Annotated in this window: 12 protein-coding genes; 5 read left to right on the top strand and 7 right to left on the bottom strand. The window is 75.0% G+C overall.

Annotated elements, in window-relative coordinates:
- Positions 1-595: TerD family protein (locus ACWGN5_RS35130; protein WP_453522462.1), on the bottom strand; the 595-nt coding region annotated here is incomplete at its 3' end.
- A 36-nt stretch (positions 596-631) separates the two neighbouring features.
- Entirely contained in the window at positions 632-871 is a 240-nt protein-coding gene (locus ACWGN5_RS35125; RefSeq protein WP_453522461.1) for a hypothetical protein, read from the bottom strand.
- Positions 872-926: 55 nt separating this feature from the next.
- On the opposite strand from ACWGN5_RS35125, the gene ACWGN5_RS35120 reads away from it, so the two are divergent.
- Positions 927-1,931, top strand: a complete 1,005-nt coding sequence (locus tag ACWGN5_RS35120; RefSeq protein ID WP_453522460.1) for an AraC family transcriptional regulator — start codon at positions 927-929, stop codon at positions 1,929-1,931.
- Between the two features lie 289 nt (positions 1,932-2,220).
- On the opposite strand, the gene ACWGN5_RS35115 is transcribed toward ACWGN5_RS35120, so the two are convergent.
- Positions 2,221-3,030 carry an NAD-dependent epimerase/dehydratase family protein gene (locus ACWGN5_RS35115; RefSeq protein WP_453522459.1) on the bottom strand — a complete coding sequence of 270 codons (810 nt, stop codon included), beginning with the start codon at positions 3,028-3,030 and terminating at the stop codon, positions 2,221-2,223.
- A 215-nt stretch (positions 3,031-3,245) separates the two neighbouring features.
- Here ACWGN5_RS35115 and ACWGN5_RS35110 point away from each other — a divergent pair, with 215 nt between their 5' ends.
- Together ACWGN5_RS35110 and ACWGN5_RS35105 are read left to right on the top strand one after the other, a co-directional pair.
- A complete protein-coding gene (locus ACWGN5_RS35110) occupies positions 3,246-4,178 on the top strand; it encodes a 5-dehydro-4-deoxyglucarate dehydratase (RefSeq protein ID WP_453522458.1) in 933 nt (310 codons plus the stop codon).
- Positions 4,179-4,306: 128 nt separating this feature from the next.
- Positions 4,307-4,525: a hypothetical protein gene (locus tag ACWGN5_RS35105; RefSeq protein ID WP_453522466.1), complete on the top strand. Its 219-nt coding sequence runs from the start codon at positions 4,307-4,309 to the stop codon at positions 4,523-4,525.
- Here the strand turns inward: ACWGN5_RS35105 and ACWGN5_RS35100 are convergent.
- On the bottom strand, positions 4,522-5,229 hold the full coding sequence (locus ACWGN5_RS35100) for a GntR family transcriptional regulator (RefSeq protein WP_453522457.1): 708 nt from the start codon (positions 5,227-5,229) through the stop codon (positions 4,522-4,524). The genes ACWGN5_RS35105 and ACWGN5_RS35100 overlap by 4 nt on opposite strands.
- Before the next feature lie 198 nt (positions 5,230-5,427).
- Here ACWGN5_RS35100 and ACWGN5_RS35095 point away from each other — a divergent pair, with 198 nt between their 5' ends.
- Both ACWGN5_RS35095 and ACWGN5_RS35090 read left to right on the top strand, forming a co-directional pair.
- Positions 5,428-6,669, top strand: coding sequence for an amidohydrolase (locus ACWGN5_RS35095; RefSeq protein WP_453522456.1), 1,242 nt, complete (start codon positions 5,428-5,430; stop codon positions 6,667-6,669).
- Positions 6,666-8,132 (top strand): APC family permease, encoded by a 1,467-nt coding sequence (locus ACWGN5_RS35090; protein WP_453522455.1) that lies wholly within the window; start codon positions 6,666-6,668, stop codon positions 8,130-8,132. The genes ACWGN5_RS35095 and ACWGN5_RS35090 overlap by 4 nt, the downstream gene beginning before the upstream one ends.
- Before the next feature lie 51 nt (positions 8,133-8,183).
- Here ACWGN5_RS35090 and ACWGN5_RS35085 read toward each other — a convergent pair whose 3' ends face one another.
- The 3 genes from ACWGN5_RS35085 to ACWGN5_RS35075 all read right to left on the bottom strand — a co-directional run bounded on the left by ACWGN5_RS35085 (position 8,184) and on the right by ACWGN5_RS35075 (position 14,404).
- Positions 8,184-9,377 (bottom strand): amidohydrolase, encoded by a 1,194-nt coding sequence (locus ACWGN5_RS35085; protein WP_453522454.1) that lies wholly within the window; start codon positions 9,375-9,377, stop codon positions 8,184-8,186.
- 150 nt (positions 9,378-9,527) lie between these two features.
- Positions 9,528-12,341 carry a SpoIIE family protein phosphatase gene (locus ACWGN5_RS35080; RefSeq protein ID WP_453522453.1) on the bottom strand — a complete coding sequence of 938 codons (2,814 nt, stop codon included), beginning with the start codon at positions 12,339-12,341 and terminating at the stop codon, positions 9,528-9,530.
- Positions 12,338-14,404 (bottom strand): SpoIIE family protein phosphatase, encoded by a 2,067-nt coding sequence (locus tag ACWGN5_RS35075; RefSeq protein ID WP_453522452.1) that lies wholly within the window; start codon positions 14,402-14,404, stop codon positions 12,338-12,340. Before ACWGN5_RS35075 ends, ACWGN5_RS35080 begins: the two co-directional genes overlap by 4 nt.
- Positions 14,405-14,416: the final 12 nt, after the last annotated feature.

Here is a 14,416-nt window from a genome sequence, read left to right as displayed (position 1 = left end):
GCACCGGCGGGGCGACGGGGGCCGGGGCGACCGGCGCGACGGGCGTCGGGGCGACCGGCGCGACGGGCGTCGGCGCCGGGGCGGCGGCGGGCTCGTCGTCCACCGAGACGCCGAAGTCGGTCGCGATGCCGGCCAGCCCGTTCGCGTACCCCTGGCCCACCGCGCGGGCCTTCCACGCGCCGTTGCGCAGATAGATCTCGACGACCACGAGCGCCGTCTCCGTGGCCAGCTGCGGCGGCGTGAACGTGGCGATCACGGTGCCGTCGTCCGCGTTCCGGATGGTGGCCGTGGGCTCGATGCCCTGGAAGGTCTGGCCGGCGGCGTCCGGGCTCGCGGTGACGACGATCCTCTCGATGCCGGCGGGGAGGGCGCCGGTGTCCACCAGGATCGCGTCGGGCGCCGCCCCGCCGCCGGAGCGGTAGGTGACACCGGGCCCGGCCGGCTGGTTGTAGAAGATGAAGTCGTCGTCCGAGCGCACCTTGCCGTTGGCGCCGAGCAGCAGGCCCGAGACGTCGAGCCGCACGGGGGCGGCCACGTCCACCGCCACGCGCGCGGCGGTGAGAGGGATGTTCGAGCCGGGGGTCATAGCGGTCATGCCAGGGCTAACGATCCGGGCCCCTTTGCCGTTCCCTTACCCGCGCCCGGTTCGGCCACCCTGGTTACGCGGATGGTTCCTGGCCTGGCGCTCGTTCCCGAAGCGGTACGCGCCCGTCCAGCGGGCCATGACCAGCTGGGCGTCGCCCGCCTCCACCTCCGCCAGGAACTTCGCGGCCCGCCCGCCCCGCAGCACGCCCGCGGCGCGGCCCTGGTGGGTGAGGACGACGGAGCCGTCGCGGCGCTGCTCGTAGGTGAATCCATGGGGTCGTGGCATGCCGCGCATCCTGCCGTTCCTGGTCAGATCCGTCATATGAATATTCTTTCGATCCATGGGGAGTGTGGGGGCCGCGCCGGGCGCGGGTGCTGTGGGCGGGAGCTCGTTCCGGACGGACGACGTGGACGCGGCGCGCGAGGAGCTCGACGCGCGCTACTACGCGAACCGCATGGCCGTCGTCGACGGGGAGCGGCGGCCCTTCGCGGCCCGGTTCGACACGGTGGCGCTCGGGCCGCTGGTCATCGGCGACCTCAGCTGCGGCGCCGATGTGCGGATGAGCTTCGGCGAGCTCGGCGCGTACCACCTGAACGCGCCGCTCAGCGGCAGGATGGAGATGCGCCAGGGCGGCCGGTCCCCGATCGTCGCGACGGCCAGTGAGGCGCTGCTGCTCGACCCGGCCGGGGACACCTTCCTCGACCGCTGGACCGGGGACTGCCGGACCCTGTCCGTGAAGGTCGGCGCGGCCGAGCTGCGCGACCGCCTCGAACAGCTGATGGGCCGGGCGCCGCGCGGCCCGCTGGTCTTCGCGCCCCGCCTGGACATCACCCGCGGTCCCGGCCTCAGCTGGGTGCGCTTCGCCCGCCAGGTCGCCGCCGAGGCGCTCGCGGGGGAGGGGCTCGCCACGCACGAGCTGGTCGCCGGGCCCCTGCAGGAGGCGCTCCTGAACGGGCTGCTCCTGGCCGCCGAGCACCCCTGGCGCGAGGCGCTCGCCCATCCGGGGGAGGTGCGGCGCCCGGCGCCGGTCAAGCGCGCGATGGACGCGGTGCGGGAGCGCCCCGAGCACCCGTTCACGACCACCGAGCTCGCCGCCCTGGCCCGGGTGAGCGTCCGCCGCCTCCAGGAGTCCTTCCGGGAGTACGTGGGGATGTCGCCGATGGCGTACGTGCGGGAGGTCCGGCTCGACCGGGTCCGCGAGGAGCTGCGGGCGGCCGCGCCGGACGAGGTGAGCGTCAGCGAGGTGGCCTGGCGCTGGGGCTTCGCCCACCCGGGGCGGTTCGCGGCCCGCTACCGGGAGAGGTTCGGCGAGTCGCCGTCCCGGACGCTCCGGGCGGGCCGCTGACGGGGTCGGGACGCAGGGGGGGGCGCGTCGCCCCGCGCGCGCGTGCTTCTTTGCGCCAACCCACCGCGCAATCCGGACAGCTGCCGCGTTCCGCGGCTCGCGATGATCTTCGGCCGCGCCTACGGTGAGCTGGTCACGTGCGCCGAGGCGCACCGCGGCCCGGGCCCCGGCCGGCTCCCCCGTATCAGTCCGGCCGGGTCCTGCGTACGCCCTGTTCGGGGCGGCCAGGGCCCCGCGGGCCCCGTCCGGCGCGGCCAGGGCTCCGTGGCCCCCGTCCGGCGCGGCCCGTTCAGTGCGGCCAGCGGGGCGGGTCCACGCAGAAGTGGCCGCCCAGGTAGAGATCGTCGGCGCTGCCCTCGGCCGGGAGGCCCTTCTCGGCGATCAGCTTCTCCGCGTACGCCTCCGAGTCGTCCTCCGGCGCGTAGCCGAGCGCCCGGGCCGTGGAGAGGTCCCACCGCGCGCGCGTGTTGGCGGAGGAGCCGTACACGACCGTGTGGGCCACGTCCTCGGCGGTGAGGGCGGCGTGCAGCAGGCGGGCGCAGTCGGCCGGGCTGAGCCACAGCGAGAGCATCCGTACCGACGTGGGCTCCCGGTAGCAGGAGCCGATGCGGAGGGACACCGTCTCGATCCCGTGCAGGTCCCAGTAGAGCTGCGCCAGGTCCTCGCCGAAGCACTTGGAGAGGCCGTAGAAGGTGTCGGGCCGGTGCGGGGTGTCGACCGGGATCGGCGGCTCGCCCTCGCGCGGGCGCCGGGTGAAGCCGACGGCGTGGTTGCTGGAGGCGAAGACCACGCGCCGGACGCCCTCCTCGCGGGCGGCCTCGTAGAGGTGGTGCGTGCCGGCGATGTTCGCGGCCATGATCCGGTCGAAGTCGGCCTCCAGGGAGATGCCCGCCAGGTGCACGATCGCGTCGACGCCCCGGACCGCCTCGCGCAGCGCCGCCCGGTCCGCGAGGTCGGCGGTGACCGCGTCCGGGGCGCCGGGGACGGGGGCGACGTCGAGGAGGCGGAGCTCGTAGCCGTACGGGGGCAGCAGCTCCCGCATCAGGGTGCCGACGCCCCCGGCGGCGCCGGTGAGCAGGACGGTGCGGGGTGCGGTCATGGAGCGGGTCTCCTCCGTCGAGTGGCAGTCATCTGAGCGGCATTCACATCCGTGGACACGCTAGAAAGCCGTCCGACGGAGCGTCAAGATCCTTGACGGAGACGCGCAATCGCCTTGACCGGCCGATCGCGGCTGCTCTAGCGTGCGTGAGGTCAGTGTTCATGCATATGGATGAAAGTCATAAATGTGCACGACGGAGATCCCTGGGAGCGCCCGTGACCACTGCCCCGCTCGCCGGCCGCCTCGACGGCCTGCTGTTCTTCCCCGTCACCGCCTTCGCGCCCGACGGCTCCGTCGACCTCGACACCTTCTGCGCCCACGTCCGCGCCGGCGTCGACGCGGGCGCGGCGGCCGTCTTCGCCTGCTGCGGCACCGGCGAGTTCCACGCCCTCACCCCCGAGGAGTTCCGGGACTGCGTCGCCGCCGCCGTCGAGGAGACCGCGGGCCGCGTCCCCGTCGTCGCCGGCACCGGCTACGGCACCGCCCTCGCCGTCCGGTACGCGCGCCTCGCCGAGGAGGCCGGCGCCGACGGGCTCCTCGCCATGCCCCCGTACCTCGTCGTCGCCGACCAGGCCGGGCTGCTCCGCCACTACACCGAACTCGCCGCCGCCACCTCGCTCGACGTCATCGTCTACCAGCGGGACAACGCCGTCCTCACCCCCGACACCGCGGTCGCCCTCGCCCGCACCGACGGCGTCATCGGCCTCAAGGACGGCATCGGCGACCTCGGCCTGATGCAGCGGATCGTCAGCGCCGTCCGCGCGGAAGGGCTCGACCTGCTCTACTTCAACGGCCTGCCGACCGCCGAACTCACCGGCGCCGCCTACCGGGGCATCGGCGTCACCCGCTACTCCTCCGCCGTCTTCTGCTTCGCCCCCGACCTCGCCCTCGCCTACCACCGCGCCCTCGCCTCCGGCGACGACACCACCGTCAACCTGCTGGTCGACGGCTTCTACCGGCCGCTCGTCGAACTCCGCGCCCAGGGCAGGGGATACGCCGTCTCGCTCGTCAAGGCGGCGGTACGGATGACGGGCCTCGACGTCGGCCCGGTGCGGCCCCCGCTCAGCGAGCCCGCCCCCGAGCACCTCGACGCCCTCGCCCGGCTCGTCGAACGCGGCCGCGCCCTGATGAAGGAGCTCGGCGCGTGACGGCGAGCCCCGCGCGCGCGGGGAGCACGAGCCCCGGGGAGCACGAGCCCTGGGGGCACGGGTCCCGGGAGCACGAGCCGTGGGGGCACGGGCCTCGGGAGCACGGGCCACGCGCGCGCGGGGAGCCTGTGGGCCGGGGCCTTCCTCTACCCCTGGGACGTCGACGGCGACCCCGCCGCCCCCGGGCTGCGATCGTCGCCGGCCTGGGCGGCATCCCCGAGTCACTGGCCCGCGACGCCGAGCACGCCCGCGCGGCGGGCGCGACCGAACTCCGCCTCTACCACGCCGGCCTCGCCTCGGACGAGGACCTGGCGGCCGTCCGGACGGCGCTCCGGACGGTGAGCTAGGCCGAGCCTCCCGGAGCCTCCGGCAGCGCCGCGAGCAGCCGCTGCGTCGACGCGCGGGTATCGGCCACATGGGCGCGGGCCAGGGCCTCCGCGCCGTCCTCGTCGCGGTCGCGGAGCGCCTCGTAGAGCCGCTCGTGCGCCCCGCACATCGGCTCGCCGTCCGCCTGTGCCGAGGTGAGGCGGAAGAGACGGCGCAGCCGGGAGTCGAGCGGGGTCATCAGGTCCACCAGGAGCGGGTTCCCGGAGAGCTCGACGACCCGGCGGTGGAAGTCGGCGTTGAGTGAGACGGCCTCGCGGAGCCGCCCGGACTCCGCCGCCTTCCTCCCCCGCGCCAGGAGCCGCTCCAGGTCCCGCAGCCGCTCGGGGCTCGCGTGCCGGGCGGCGAGCCGCGCGGCCAGGCCCTCCAGGTTCTCCCGGACGTCGAAGAGGTGCTCGGCGTCCTCCGGGCCGAACTCCGCCACCACCGAGCCCCGGCGCGGCTGCACCGAGAGGAAGCCCTCCGACTCCAGGCGCTGCATCGCCTCGCGCACCGGCACCCGGGAGACCCGCAGCTCGTCGGCGATCTCCCGCTCCACGAGCCGCAGCCCCGCCGGGTACTCGCCCTCGATGATCCGCTCGCGCAGCTCCACGTACACCCGCTCCCGCAGGGACAGGTGGGTGTCCCCGATGGCGGTGCTGCGGCCGGTGGGGCGGGGCGTGGTCATCGGGCGGGCTCCAGTCGGGAGGGGCGGAGGCGGTGGTGCTTCCCCGATCTTCGCAGACCGGTTCGGGTCGCTCCGGAAGTGAGGGGCCTCCAGGCATTGCCTGGTATTCGGTATACCAATTACCTTTGCGCCACACCGCGGTCACCAGGGGGATCCCGACGCGCGCCCCTGCGACTCGTACCTTGCGAAGGAGACACCATGAGCGAGGCCTCCGCCCCGCCCAGGCCCACCGCCCTCCTCGGGGCCACCCTCCCCGACGGCCGCACCGCCGACGTCCACCTCAGGGACGGCCGGGTGAGCGCCGTCGAGGCACACCTCCCGGGCCGCCCCACCCCGCCCGGCGCGCTCCACCTCGGCGGCGCCCTGCTGCTGCCCGCCCTCGTCGACGGCCACGCCCACCTCGACAAGACCCTCCTCGGCGCCCCCTGGCGCCCGCACCGGACCACCGCCACGCTGCACGAGCAGATCGAGGCCGAGCGCGCCTCCCGGCACACCGAGGAGGTGCCCGTCGCCGAACGGGCCGCCGCCCTCGCCCGCCGGATGGTCTCCCTCGGCACCGGACACGTCCGCTCCCACGTCGACGTCGACCCCGACACCGGCCTCGACCACCTGCACGCCCTCCTCGACGTCCGCGAGAAGTTCCGCGACCGGCTCGGCATCCAGCTCGTCGCCTTCCCGCAGTCCGGCGTCGTCACCGCACCCGGCGTCGCCGACCTCCTCGACGCCGCACTCGCCGACGGCGCCGACCTCGTCGGCGGCCTCGACCCCGTGGGCTTCGACGGCGACGCCGCCGGCCAGCTCGACACCGTCTTCGGCCTCGCCGAACGCCACGGCAAGGGCATCGACCTGCACCTCCACGACGGCGGCGAGACCGGCACCGCCCAGCTGCGGGACATCGCCGCCCGCACCGCCGCCCTCGGCCTCGGCGGCCAGGTCGCCGTCAGCCACGCCTACGCCCTCGGCGACGTCGACGACACCGAACTCGACCGCACCTGCGCGGCCCTCGCCGCCGCCGGGGTCGCGATCATGACCAACGGTCCGAGCGGCCCCGTCCCGCCCGTCCTCCGGCTGCGCGAGCACGGCGTCCGGGTCTTCGCCGGCTCCGACAACATCCGCGACACCTGGTGGCCCTACGGCACCGCCGACATGCTCGAACGCGCCACGATCATCGGCCTCAGGACCGGGCTCATGACCGACCCCGAACTGTCCCTCGCCGCCTCCCTCGTCACCGGCGAGGCCGCCGCCGCCCTCGGCCTCACCGACTACGGCCTCGCCCCCGGCGACCGCGCCGACCTCGTCGCCGTCGCCGCCGGCTCCGTCCCCGAGGCCGTCGCCGCCCACCCCCGCCGGCTCCTCGTGCTGCACGCCGGAGACGTCGTCGGCCCCTTCGCCGACGACACCCACCCCACGCTCGTCCCGTCCGCCGGAGCGCCCGCATGACCACCGACACCACCCCTCGTACGGCCTCCGACCAGGGCGCGGCCGGCCGGCTCGCCGCCGGTCGCATCGGCACCTTCGACCTCGTCTTCTTCGTCGTGGCCGCCGCCGCGCCGCTCACCGTCCTCGCCGGCGTCGCCCCCTTCGCCATCGGCATCGGCGGCCCCGGAGCCCCGCTCGCCTACCTCGTCTCCGGCGCGCTGCTCGCGCTCTTCGCCGCCGGGTTCACCGCGATGAGCCTGCACGTCCGCAACGCCGGCGCCTTCTACGCGTACGTCGCCCGCGGCCTCGGCCGCACCCTCGGCGTCGGCACCGCCTACGTCGCCGTCGTCTCGTACAACCTCGTCACCCCCGGAGTCGCCGCCGCCTTCGGCTACTTCGCCGCCGGATCCGTCCGCGACGCCACCGGCACCGACGTGCCCTGGTGGCTGCTCTCCGGGCTCTGCGTCCTCGCCGTCGGCGTGCTGGGCTGGCTGAAGGTCACGCTCAGCGCCAAGGTCCTCGGCATCGCCCTGGTCCTGGAGGTCCTCTCGCTCGTCGTCATGGACGGCGGCATCCTCGGCGACCGCGGCACCGCCGCCCTCGACACCGCGTCCTTCGCCCCCTCGACCCTCGCCACCGGCGGTGTCGCGGGCATGTTCGTCCTGGTCATCGGCGCCTTCACCGGCTTCGAAGCCACCGCGATCTTCGCCGAGGAGGTACGCGAACCCCGCAGGACCGTGCCCCGGGCCACCTTCATCGCGATCGGCTTCCTCGCCGTCTTCTACTCCCTCGGCTGCTGGCTGATCATGGGCGCCTTCGGCACCGACACGGCCGTGGAACTCGCCCGCGCCGCCGACGGGCCCGAACTCACCTTCCGTGCCGCCGAGCTGTACGCCGGACCCTGGCTGGCGGACGCCATGCACGGGCTCATCATCGTCAGCGCCTTCGCCGCCACGCTCGCCTTCCACAACGCCGGAGCCCGCTACCTGTACGCCCTCGGCCGCGAGCGCCTGCTGCCCCGCCGCCTCGGCACGGTCTCCGGGAAGCACGGCTCGCCCGGCGGCGCCGTCGTCGCCCAGACCGGCTTCAACCTGGCGATCGTCGGCGCCGGGGCGCTCCTCGCCGCCGACCCGTACGGCGAGGTCTTCCTCTGGACCAACAGCGTCGGCGTCCTCGGCATCATGGGCATGCAGGCCCTCGCCGCACTCGCCGTCTGGGCCTACTTCCGGCGCGACCGCATGGGCCTCTCGGCCGCCCGGGTCGTCTGGGCGCCGCTGATCTCCTGCGCCGGCCTCGCCCTGCTCACCGTCCTCGCCGTGGTCCACTTCGACCTGCTCACCGGCCGCACCGGCGCCGTCAACACGGCCCTCCTGGTGCCGCTGCCCGTGGTCCTGGCGGCCGGCCTGCTCGTGGCCGTCCGCATCCGGCGCCGGGACCCCGAGCGGTACGCCTCGCTCACGACGGTGGACGTGGAGCGGGACTGAGTACGGGTACGGGGCGGGGGTCGGCGCCCGCCCCGTACCTCCTTCCGCGGCTCACACCAGACGGCCGTCCCGCGCCACCACCCGGCCCGCGCGGACCACGACGTCACGGCGGGGCAGGTCCACCACCGCCTGCGGCAGGCACTCGCCGTCGACCAGCATGAAGTCGGCGGGGGAGCCCGGCCGCAGGTCCGCCTTCGGCAGGCCAAGCAGCTCCGCGCCCCCGTCGGCGGCGAGCCGGAAGCAGCCCTCGAGCTCCTCGTCGAGCCGCGCGTCCAGGGCCCAGGCGGCGAGCCAGGCGCGGTGCAGCATGTCCGCGTCGCCGAACGGGCTCCAGCTGTCCCGGACCCCGTCCGAGCCCAGACCGACCTGCACCCCGCGCTCGGCGAGCCGCCGGAACGGCAGGATCGTCGTCAGGGACAGCGCGACCGTGGTGAGCGAGATCCCCGCCTCCGCGAGCAGGTCCGCCGTCGCGTCGAGCTCCGCGCCGGAGAGACCGGCGACCGCGAAGGCGTGCCCCACGTTCACCCGGCCCTGCAGGCCGAGCGCCCTGGTCCGGGCGGCGATGTCCCGCAGCGGCGCGAGGCCCTGCTCGCCCCGGTCGTGGAGGTGGATGTCCAGCCCGAGCCCGTACTTCTCGGCCAGCCCGAAGACCGTGCCCAGCTGGTCGCCCTCCCGGCCGCCGCCCGCGTCGAAACCGGCCGGGTCGATGCCGCCCATGTGGGTCACGAGCCCGCTCGCCGCCGCCTCCGCCAGGAGCTCGGCCACGCCCGGCGTCCGGACCACCCCGTACTGCGGGAAGGCGACCAGCTCCACGTCGACGATCCCGTCGAGCTTCCGGGCCGCCTCGGCGACGCCCTCGATCCCGGACAGCCCGTACGCCGGGGCCACGTCCACGTGGGCCCGCATCGCCCGGGTGCCCTGGGCCGCGGCGTGCGACATCAGGCGCAGTGCGCGCTCGGCGACCGGGGTCGGCAGGGCGCGGGCCAGTTCCACGTCGCCGGCGACGTACTCGGCGATGCCGTGGGCGGGGCGGCGGCTGTGCCAGGGCTCGCCCCAGGAGGTCTTGTCGGGGTGGATGTGGGCGTCGACGAGGGTCGGTAGCGCGAGGTGGCCGTGGCCGTCTATGCGCTCGACGGTGGCGCCTTCCGGGACCTCCGCGACGAGGAGTCCGTCCACGGCGATCAGGTCGCCTGGGGGGCCGCCGAAGGGGCGGACGTCGTGGAACAGGGTGGCGGTGCGGGGCACGGGGGCTCCTCGGAGGGTACGGGTACGGGCCTCCATTTGGTATACCATGTTGCTTCCGGTGCGGGTTCGGGCGCGGAAGCCTAGGCCCGGCAAGGGGCGCCGTCCGTTGTGCCCACCCGTTCCGCCCTAGCGGAACGTATGCCCACAACGTCACCACGCGAGGTCCTCCAGGGCGTCCAGGTCCGGGACGACCAGCGTGGCCACCGGTTCGTCTCCGTTCGCGCCCACTCTCAGTTCCGCCCAGATCGTCTTGCCGCGGCGGGCGTAGCGCGTGCCCCAGCGTTCCGCGTACTGGGCGACCAGATAGAGCCCGCGTCCGCCCTCGTCCGTCGTCGCCGCGTGCCGCAGGTGCGGCGAGGTGCTGCTGCCGTCCGAGACCTCGCAGATCAGCGTCCGGTCGTGGAGGAGCCGTACGCGTACCGGATCCGCCCCGTACCGCACCGCGTTCGTGATCAGTTCGCTGAGGATCAGTTCCGCCGTGAAGGCGAGCCCGTCGAGTCCCCACTCCGACAGCTTGGCCGCCGCCGCGTTCCGTACCGGCGACACGGCCGACGGGTCCCGGGGCACATCCCACTCGGCGATCCGGTCCCGGTCGAGCAGCCGGGTCCGGGCCACGAGGAGTGCGATGTCGTCGCGCGGCGCCGGCGACAGGAGCGTCGCGAGGACGTCCGCGCAGGTCTGCTCCGGGCTCCGGTCCGGCCGGGCGAGCGTCGACCGCAGCAGCCCGAGACCCGTGTCCAGGTCCCGCCCGCGGTCCTCAAGGAGACCGTCCGTGAACAGGACCAGCTTGCTGCCCTCCGGCAGCCGCAGCTCCGTCGACTCGAACGGCACATCGCCCAGGCCGAGCCCCAGCGGCAGCCCCGGCGACAGCTCGGGGAACTCCACCCGCCCGTCCGGACCGACCAGCGCCGGGCCGGGATGCCCCGCGCTCGCCACCTGGCAGAGACCCGACGCCGGGTCGTAGATCGCGTACAGGCAGGTCGCGCCCGTGATGCCCTCGTCGCGCCGCCGCACCTCCCCGTCGAGACCCTCCGACTCCCGGTCGTCGATCCGGCCCGTCAGCTCGTCGAGATGGCCGAGCAGCTCGTCCGGCGGCACGTCCAGGGTCGAGAAGTTGTGCACCGCCGTCCGCAGGCGCCCCATGGTCGCCGCCGCGTGGAGCCCGTGCCCCACCACATCGCCGACCACGAGCGCCACCCGCGCCCCGGGCAGCGGGATCACGTCGAACCAGTCGCCGCCCACCCCGGCCTTCGCCGGCAGATAGCGGTACGCCACCTCCACCGCGCTCTGCTCGGGCAGCACCCTCGGCAGCAGGCTCCGCTGGAGCGTCACCGCCATCGCGTGCTCCCGGGTGAACCGGCGCGCGTTGTCGATCGCGACAGCCGCCCGCGCCGCCAGCTCCTCCGCGAACGACAGATCCTCCTCCCCGAACGGCTCCGGGGTGTCCGCACGCCAGAAGTTGGCCATCCCCAGGACCACCCCGCGGGCGAGCAGCGGCACCGTGAGCAGCGAGTGCATCCCGTACGCGAGGGCCTGCGCCGCCCCCTCCGGATCCTGCGCCCGCCAGCCCTCCGCCGAGGCCAGCACCGGCTCCACCACCGCGTGCCCGGCGTTCAGGGCCTTCGCCATCGGGGTGCTGCGGACGTCGAAGCGGACCGTGTCCCCGACCGGCTGGAGCGGCTGGTCCGGACGCAGCCCGCTCAGCGCCGTCCGCCGCATCTCGGTGGACGTGGCCGCCGTCTCCGGGGGTTCCTCCCCGCGCAGCACCGGTTCGAGCAGCTCCACGGTCGCGAAGTCCGCGAACCGGGGGACCGCCACCTCCGCCAGCTCCTCCGCCGTCCGTACGACCTCCAGCGTCGTCCCGATCCGCACCCCCGCCTCGTACAGCAGCTGCAGCCGGCCGCGCGCCACCGCCGCCCGGCCCGTCACCGCCGCCAGCTCGGTGGTGTCCCGCATCGTCATCACGCACCCGGACTCCGAGCCGTGCTGCAGCGTGGGCCGCACGCTCACCGCGAGCAGCCGGTCGCCCGCCCGGTGCACCTCGTCCGTCGCCGCCCGCCCCGACTCCAGGAGCTCCACGGTCCGCGGATCGAGGCCCAGCTCCGAGACGTGCCGCCGCTCCGCCTCCGCCGTCAGATCGAGCAGCCGGCGCGCCTCGTCGTTGGCGAGCAGCAGCCGGTGGTCGGCGTCCATGATGAGGACCCCTTCCCGGACCGCGTGCAGCACCGCCTCGTGGTGCTCCTTCATCCGGGTCATCTCCGCCGGCCCGAGGCCGTGGGTCTGCCGCCGCAGCCGCCGGCTCACCAGCGCCGCCCCGCCCACGGCCGCCGCCAGGGCGCCGCCCGCCACGCCGATGAGCAGCGGCAGCCGTCCCTGCACCGCGTGCGAGATGCTCTCCACCTCGATGCCGCTGCTGACCATGCCGACGACCCGGCCCCGGTCGTCGAACACCGGGACCACGGCCCGTACAGCGTCGTTCGGCGCGCCGCGGAAGAGCTCCGTGTACGCCTCGCCGTCCACGGCCGCCCGCGACAGGTCCCCGGTCGCCTTCTGGCCGATCAGCTCCGGCTCCGAGTCGGTGTAGCGCACCCCGGAGGGGCTCAGGACCGCGATGAAGTCCACGTCCGTGGCCTTACGGGTCGCCTCCGCCCGGCTCTGGAGCTGCGCGGTCGGATCGGGCGAGGCCAGGGCGTCGTCGACGCCGGGCGCGTGGGCGAAGGCCTCCGCGACCGCCAGGGACCGGATCCGGGCGTCCCGCTCGGTGTCCCGGCTCGCCTGGTGGAAGGTCACGACGACGGCCGCCGCGATCACCAGGAGCGCGATCAGCGCCTCCAGGGCGAACACCTGCCCGGCGACGCTCCGCAGCCCCGTCCCCTCACGACGGGCCCTGTCCCGCCCGCCGCCCCGTCCCTGGGCCTGCGCCCGGGGCCGCCCCCGCCCCGTCTCCCGGTCGCGCGCCGTCATCCCGTGCTCCGGGCGATCAGGAGCGCCACGTCGTCCGGCGCGCCCGGCCGGCGCAGGGCCTGGAGGAGCCGGTCGCAGGTCTCCTCAAGAGATCCGCGTTCCTCGTCGAGGAGGCGTACGAGCAGGGCGAGCCGCTCGTCGATCGAGTCCGTGCGGGTCTCGATCAGACCGTCCGTGTACAGCACGAGGAGGTCCCCGGGCCGGAACGGCACCCGGGCCGTCCGGAAGACGCCGCCGCCGACCCCCAGCGGCACCCCGGTGGAGAGCCGCACCAGCTCGGCCGGACCGTCCGCCGGGACCCGGACGGGCGGCAGATGGCCGGCGTTCGCGATCCGGCACCGCTGCCGCACCGGGTCGTGCACGGCGAACAGACAGGTCGCGATGTAGTGCTCCAGACCCGCCGTGATCCGGTCCAGATGCCGCAGGACCTGCGCCGGGGACAGATCGAGGTCCGCGAACGCGCAGGTCGCCGTCCGCAGCCGGCCCATCGTCGCCGCCGCGTCGATCCCGCTGCCCATCACGTCCCCGACGACCAGCGCCGTCTTGTCGTCGGGCAGCGCGATCACGTCGTACCAGTCGCCGCCGACCTCGCTCGACGCGTACGCCGGCTGGTAGCGGGCGGCGACCTCCAGGCCCGCCCGCACCGGCGGGGACCCCGGCAGCAGGCTGCGCTGGAGCGTCACCGCCGAGTTCCGCACGCTCTGGTACCAGCGGGCGTTGTCGATGCTGACGGCCGCGCGGGCCGCCAGCTCCGTCGCCAGCAGGACGTCGTCCCCGTCGAAGGGCAGCGTGTTGCGGTCCCGCTTCAGGTCGAGCGCGCCGAGGACCTCGCCGCGCGCGATCAGCGGCACCGCCAGATACGAGTGCACCCCCGCGCGCGCGAGGAGCTCGGCGGCCTCCGGGCTCCGGGCGATCCGCGACAGGTCCCCCGGCCCCACGTGCTCCACCAGGACCGGCAGACCCGTGTGCACGCACCGGGTGACGAGCCGGTCCGCGCCGTACATCGCGACCTCTCCCGGCGGGTCCGCCGCCGGCAGCGCGTCCGTACGGCCCTCGGCCTTCACCGCCAGCGCCCGGAACAGCTCAGGACCCTCCTCCGGCGCGCCGGGCCTGCGCAGCGCCAGGACGGAGTCGAGGACGTCGACGGCGGCGATGTCCGCGAGCTCCGGCACCACCACCGAGGCCAGCTCGTCCGCCGTCCGCTCCACCTCCAGGGTGGTGCCCACCCGGGCCGAGGCGTCCGCGATGAGCGCGAGCCGCCGCCGGGACCGGTCGGCGTCCGCGTCCGCCCGGTGCCGCTCGGTCACGTCGATCACCGAGGCCGCGACGCCCTGGACACGGCCGTCCGAGCCCTCCAGGCGGTAGAAGGAGAGCGACCAGTTGTGCTCGTGCTCCGGGTCCGCCGGGGTCCGGCCCACCGCGGAATGGTCGAGGATGGGCGTCCCCGTGGCCAGCACCCCGCGCAGCGCCGCCTCCAGGGCCTCCGCGTCCACCTGCGGCAGCATGTCGGCGATCCGCCGGCCGAGGTGCTCCGAGGCCGGGATGCCGTTGATCCTCTCCAGGGCCGGGTTCACCAGGACGTAGCGCAGCTCGGTGTCGAGCACGGCGAGACCGATCGGCGACTGGGAGACCAGCCGGTCGGAGAGCGCCAGCTCGGTCTCGATCCGCTCGACGGCGGCGGCGTCAGCGGCGATCCCCAGGGCGTACAGATCGCCCAGGTCGTCGGTGAGCCGCATGTTCCGGAACTCCACCCGTCGGACGGAACCGTCCTTGTGCCGTACGGGGAAGGTGCCGGCCCAGGTCGGGCCGCCGCGCAGCACCTCGCCGAAGAGGCGCATCGCCTCCTCGCGGTGCTCCTCGCCGACGATCAGCCGGGCCACGTAGCGGCCGAGGGCCTCGTCGGCGCGGAAACCGAAGAGGGTCTCCGCCTGGGGGCTCCACAGCACGATGCGGCCGTCGGCGTCCACGACGACGGCGGCGACGCCGAGGACGTCGAGGAGTCCCTTGCCGTCCAGGGGCACGCCGACCCGCCCCGCGGTCCCCGGGAACGAACCGGCCGTCACACTGCCCTCCTC

The sequence above is a fragment of the Streptomyces sp. NPDC055815 genome, from assembly GCF_053616475.1.
Note: the sequence above shows the minus strand (reverse complement) of the source record. Positions and strands in the feature narration are given on the sequence as shown.

Bases quoted from the DNA above. Each gene is read 5' to 3' on its own strand.
- ACWGN5_RS35090 (WP_453522455.1), top strand. From the start codon at position 6,666: ATGACCACCGACACCACCCCTCGTACGGCCTCCGACCAGGGCGCGGCC.
- ACWGN5_RS35080 (WP_453522453.1), bottom strand. From the start codon at position 12,341: ATGACGGCGCGCGACCGGGAGACGGGGCGGGGGCGGCCCCGGGCGCAG.
- ACWGN5_RS35100 (WP_453522457.1), bottom strand. From the start codon at position 5,229: ATGACCACGCCCCGCCCCACCGGCCGCAGCACCGCCATCGGGGACACC.
- ACWGN5_RS35095 (WP_453522456.1), top strand. From the start codon at position 5,428: ATGAGCGAGGCCTCCGCCCCGCCCAGGCCCACCGCCCTCCTCGGGGCC.
- ACWGN5_RS35120 (WP_453522460.1), top strand. From the start codon at position 927: ATGGGGAGTGTGGGGGCCGCGCCGGGCGCGGGTGCTGTGGGCGGGAGC.
- ACWGN5_RS35125 (WP_453522461.1), bottom strand. From the start codon at position 871: ATGCCACGACCCCATGGATTCACCTACGAGCAGCGCCGCGACGGCTCC.
- ACWGN5_RS35115 (WP_453522459.1), bottom strand. From the start codon at position 3,030: ATGACCGCACCCCGCACCGTCCTGCTCACCGGCGCCGCCGGGGGCGTC.